The organism is Actinosynnema sp. NPDC023658 (assembly GCF_040639995.1).
GTDB lineage: Bacteria > Actinomycetota > Actinomycetes > Mycobacteriales > Pseudonocardiaceae > Actinosynnema.
In genome coordinates this window covers 1-4346 of record NZ_JBFAAX010000500.1, presented here as the reverse complement: position 1 = coordinate 4346, position 4346 = coordinate 1, and the positions used below count along the sequence as shown (strand labels likewise).

Genomic DNA, 4346 nt, shown 5'->3' with positions numbered 1-4346 from the left:
GCCGAACGCCGCCAGCCGCCGGCCCGAGTCGTCGGTCAGGTACTCCAGGTCGAGCAGCGCGCCGCCGCCCTCGACGAACCGGCGCAGCAGCCGGTCCGCACCTTCCTGCTGCTTGTAGGCGTGGCCGAAGAACACGTGCCGGTGCCGCAGCGCGGCGGGTTCGTCGGGCAGCTCCTTCAGCCCGACGACCACCGCGTCGTCGGGCGCGTCGACCCAACCGCCCGCCTCGACCACGGCGCAGCCCGCCGCGGCGTAGTCCTCGATCGGGTGCACGCGTTGCGCGGACTCCTCGACGGTCACGCTGAAGCCGTCGCGCACCAGGAGTGCGGCGTCGGCGGGGGTGATCGGCGCGCGGCGCTCGGTCGGGCGCACCTCGCTGCGCATCCACAAAGTGACCGTCATGTGGTCGAAGGGTAGCCGTAGCGCTCGGCCGGCCGCCGCGCCCCGGCTTCGACCGCGAGCAGGTGGTCGAAGGTCGTCCGGACCACCGCGGGCCGCGACCGGCCGCGTGCGGCGGACCGCACCGCGAAGTGCAGCGCCATCGGCAGGTCCCGCCACGCGGCGGAGGCGGCGAGGAACGCCTCGGCGTCCCGGTCGGACGGACGCCGGGTGTGCAGCAGCCGCGCGTAGCGGAACACGTGGTGCTGCGAGGCGGCCCACACGTCGTCCAGGAACCGGGCGCGGTCGGGGTGCTCGCCCAGGCCGCTCCAGAAGTCACCGAGCGCCCGGATCGCGTCCGCGCCGACCCGCCAGCCGTCGGGCAGACCGGACCCGGTCCCGCCGCCGGGGCCGAGCGTGAACCACCGGTAGGTGTCGGCGGGTGGTGGCGGCACGGGCACGCCGAACAGGTGCTCGTCGCGCAACCGGTGCTCGGGCCGGGGCGAGTCGACCGGGGCCATCGCGACGAGCAGCGCGGAGTCGGTGACCCAGCCGTCGAACGGGTCCTGCCGCCCTTCCGGCAGCAGGGCCGAGAAGTCGTCCACCACGTGCCACCCGTCGGGCCCGTGGCCGTCCACGAGCAGCAGGTGCGGCGCGCTGTCCTCGGGCCGGGCGATCGACCACGGCAGCGCGGCGCTGGAGGCCGCGACCAGCACCTGCCCGTGCCGCCACAGCTCGTCGGCCACACCGGCCAGGGCGGCGTCCGCCGTCCCCGCCGAGGCGTGCTCCAGCACGCCGTCCCGCGGCAGTCCGTGCAGCGGAACGCGGTGGTGCGACACGGCGAGCGCGTCACCGGGCAGCTCGGTCCGCACGGCCAGGCGCACCGAGCGGGCGATCGCGTCCAGCGCGCCCGGGTCGTCGCGCAGCAGGTAGCGGGCGAGGTTGGCGGTGTAGCAGCTCAACGCCCGCGTGGCGACCTCCTCCGGTGCCGCGGGTGCGCTCACGCGGCTTCCCGGTGCGCTCAGCCGGCTCTGGGGCGTGTCCGCCGCGCTCCCGGGCGCGCTCATCCGGCCCTCTGGTCGGCGTAGGTCGGCGCGACCACGTCCACCAGGTCGGCCACCGTGCGGAAGGTGCGACCGGCGAACAGGTCGTCCGGCAGCGTCACGCCCAGCTCGTCCTCCAGCCGGATCAGCATGGACAGGAAGCCGACCGACGTCACCCGCAGCACCTCGCCGTTGAGCGGCTCGGTGTCGTCCACGGTCGCCGGGTCGATGGTCAGCCGCGACTCCGCGACCACCATCCTCTTCACCGCCGCGCCGACCTCGTCGCGCCCGTTCGCGTCCACCGCAGTCATCGGTCCTCCCGTGCCACGCCGTCCCGGCGGAACCGGGTGGTCCCACCGCCGTCGACCACCCAGCTCCTGGTGAGCAGGGCGGCCAGGCCGACCGGGCCGCGCACGTGCAGCCGGCCGGTGCTGATCGCGATCTCCGGTCCCGTCCCCATCGTGGGTCCGTCGTGCAGCCGCAGCGAGCCGTTGACGACGACGGCCGCCGCGTCGACCCGGGTGGTGAAGTGCCCGACCGCCTCCGCCGAGCGCGCCACGATGCCCTCGGTGTGCCCGGTGCCGAAGCGCCGCACGTGCCGCACCGCTTCGTCCACACCGGACACGACGCGGACGCCGAGCGTGGTGTCCAGGAACTCCCGGCCGTCGTCGTTGTCCGCCAGCTCCCGCACCTCCAGCGCCCGCGTCACGTCGTCGGGCAGCCGCTTCGCCACCTCGGCGGGGGTGCGCAGCGCGAGCTGCCGCACGTCGGGCTCGTCCAGGTGGCCGCCCAGCGCGGTGAAGAAGTCGTCGGCCACCGCCTCGTCCAGCAGCAGCATCTCCAGCGCCGTGCAGCCCGCAGGGTCGGGCAGCTTGCTGTCCAGGACCAGGCGGACGGCTTCGCCGGGGTCGGCGGAGGAGTGCGCGTACAGGTGGTTGACGCCCGCGCCGCCCGCGATCACCGGGATGCGGGACGCGGTGCGGCAGTAGGACACCAGGCCCGCGCCGCCGCGCGGCAGCAGCACGTCGATCTCGTCGTCGCGCTTCATCAGCTCGCGCAGCTGCGCGCGGTCGGTGTCCAGCAGCACCTGGGCCAGGTGCTCGGGCAGGCCGGAGTCCCGCAACGCCGCCGTGACGACCTCGGCCAGCACGGCGTTGCACCGGCGGCACTCGCTGCCACCGCGCAGCAGCACGGCGTTGCCCGTGCACACCGCGAGCACGGCGCTGTCCAGCGTCACCATGGGGCGCGACTCGTAGACCATGAGCAGCACGCCCAGCGGCCGGGCCACCAGGTGCGCCCGGCTGCGGCCGACGCCCCGCACCTCCGGACCCGGCGCGGTCACCTGAGGCAGGTCCTCCCGGACCCGCCGGGTCAGCTCGACGATCGCGTCGCGGTGCGCGGCGGTCAGCCTCATCCGGTCGACCATCGCGGACGGGTGCCCCGCGTCGAGGGCGGCCCGCACGTCCTCCTCGTTGACGGCGAGCACCTCGTCCCAGCGCTCGACCAGGCGTCGCCGGACCGCCGCCGCGAACAACGGGTACGCCGGGTCGGTCACCGGGGGCGCGGCGTCGGCGGCCCGACGCGCGTTCTGCACAAAGGATTCGATCATGGCTCCGTCCGGACTGTGCGATAAAAACCGTGAAGCCCACGGAAGCAGATCGTCGTCCGGTTCACAACTGCACGCGTGAAGTATCCGGAAATCGAACGTCCGAATAGGAGTGTGGATAACTGTTAACCCCACCGGGTCAATTCTCCGGTGGCGCTCGTACGTCCGGCTCAAGACCGCTCCCCCCGGCTGGTTGGCCGGTTGCCCCGACTGGCCTCGTTTAACTCGCCGGGACCCCTCCTCTGCTGGTCGAAGCGACCCCGTCGGCGCAGCTCGCCGCACTTCTCCGCAGTTGCGCGGTCCCGGGACCAGCAGTACGAATGAGATGTCGGTCGGACAGGTGAAGTCCGGGGGCGAACACCGTCGAACAGTCTGCGGTTGGTCGCCGACGATCTGGGGAAACTTGGGTCCGAGGTTCGGGAACGACGCTGTCCAGTTCATTGTGGTGCCTTCTCGTCCTGGGTGCACCGGAAAATTCGCCCGTTCTTCGTCAAGGGGGACATCCGTGGTGGCCATTGCCCACTCGCACGCCTTCGCGCCCTGCGCGGCATTGTTGAACCGAGTCGACTCGGCGTTGCTGGACTGCGTGTCCGACGACCTCGCGCTGCTGTTGGCGCAGGCCGGGGTGGACGACGTCCGCACGCCGTTCGCGGCGCGCTGGAAGTTCTGCCTGGTGGAGGACACGGACGGTCCGCCGCGGCTGAACCTGCCCTCCGGAGACCAGGCCGCCGGCCTGGCCACGCGCACCGGGTTCGCGCCGCGCCGGCGGGAGATCCGCGGCGACGACGCCGCGGCCGTGCGGGCGTGGCACGCGGAGCTGGACGCCGGTCGGGCCGTGTCGGTGGTGGGCGACGCCTTCCACATGCCGTGGCTGCCCTACCACCGCAACGAGCACATGGCGCACGGGTTCGTCGTCGAGGGCATCGACCCGCTGGGCGAGTCGCGGGAACCGGTGCTGCACGTGGTGGACCCGTACGACAACGCCACCCCCTACGGCCGCGCCACGCCGTTGACGGTCAAGGTCGGCCTGGGCGACGTGGCGCTCGCGCTCACCGCGGGGTCGTGGGCGGTGCTCGACGCGGTGGGGGAGCCGTCACCGGTGGACGTGCCGCACCAGGTCGCCACCAACGCGGAGGGCATCCTGGCCGCCGAGCGCGACGGCTCGTTCGCCCGGCTGCTCGACGGGCACGCCGGGCTCGACCGGGAGGCCGTGCAGAACCTGGCGCTCCAGGTGTGGCTGCTCGTCCGCGACCGGTCGCTGCACCGGCTGTGGCTGGTCGACGTGCGCGCCGGACTGCGGCGCCTCGGCCTGGAGGAGC

4 protein-coding genes and 1 pseudogene are annotated in these 4346 nt (G+C 73.6%); 1 reads left to right on the top strand and 4 read right to left on the bottom strand.

From position 1 onward, the window contains the following. The 4 genes and pseudogenes from AB0G02_RS29875 to AB0G02_RS29860 all read right to left on the bottom strand — a co-directional run. Window positions 1-402: pseudogene (locus tag AB0G02_RS29875) on the bottom strand (saccharopine dehydrogenase); the annotation flags it as partial. Next, window positions 399-1382 (bottom strand): hypothetical protein, encoded by a 984-nt coding sequence (locus AB0G02_RS29870; protein WP_360800441.1) that lies wholly within the window; start codon window positions 1380-1382, stop codon window positions 399-401. The gene AB0G02_RS29870 and the pseudogene AB0G02_RS29875, both read right to left, overlap by 4 nt. 59 nt (window positions 1383-1441) lie before the next feature. Next, window positions 1442-1732, bottom strand: coding sequence for an acyl carrier protein (locus AB0G02_RS29865; protein ID WP_360800439.1), 291 nt, complete (start codon window positions 1730-1732; stop codon window positions 1442-1444). Next, the gene (locus AB0G02_RS29860; RefSeq protein WP_360800436.1) at window positions 1729-3030 is read right to left on the bottom strand and encodes a glutamate-5-semialdehyde dehydrogenase; all 1302 of its coding nucleotides are present in this window, start codon (window positions 3028-3030) and stop codon (window positions 1729-1731) included. Before AB0G02_RS29860 ends, AB0G02_RS29865 begins: the two co-directional genes overlap by 4 nt. Before the next feature lie 502 nt (window positions 3031-3532). Between AB0G02_RS29860 and AB0G02_RS29855 the strand changes: the two genes are divergently transcribed. Continuing rightward, window positions 3533-4346 (top strand): BtrH N-terminal domain-containing protein (locus AB0G02_RS29855; protein WP_360800433.1); only part of this gene is annotated, 814 nt, incomplete at its 3' end.

Coding starts and splice junctions, on each gene's coding strand:
- AB0G02_RS29865 (WP_360800439.1), bottom strand. CDS start 1,732: ATGACTGCGGTGGACGCGAACGGGCGCGACGAGGTCGGCGCGGCGGTG.
- AB0G02_RS29860 (WP_360800436.1), bottom strand. CDS start 3,030: ATGATCGAATCCTTTGTGCAGAACGCGCGTCGGGCCGCCGACGCCGCG.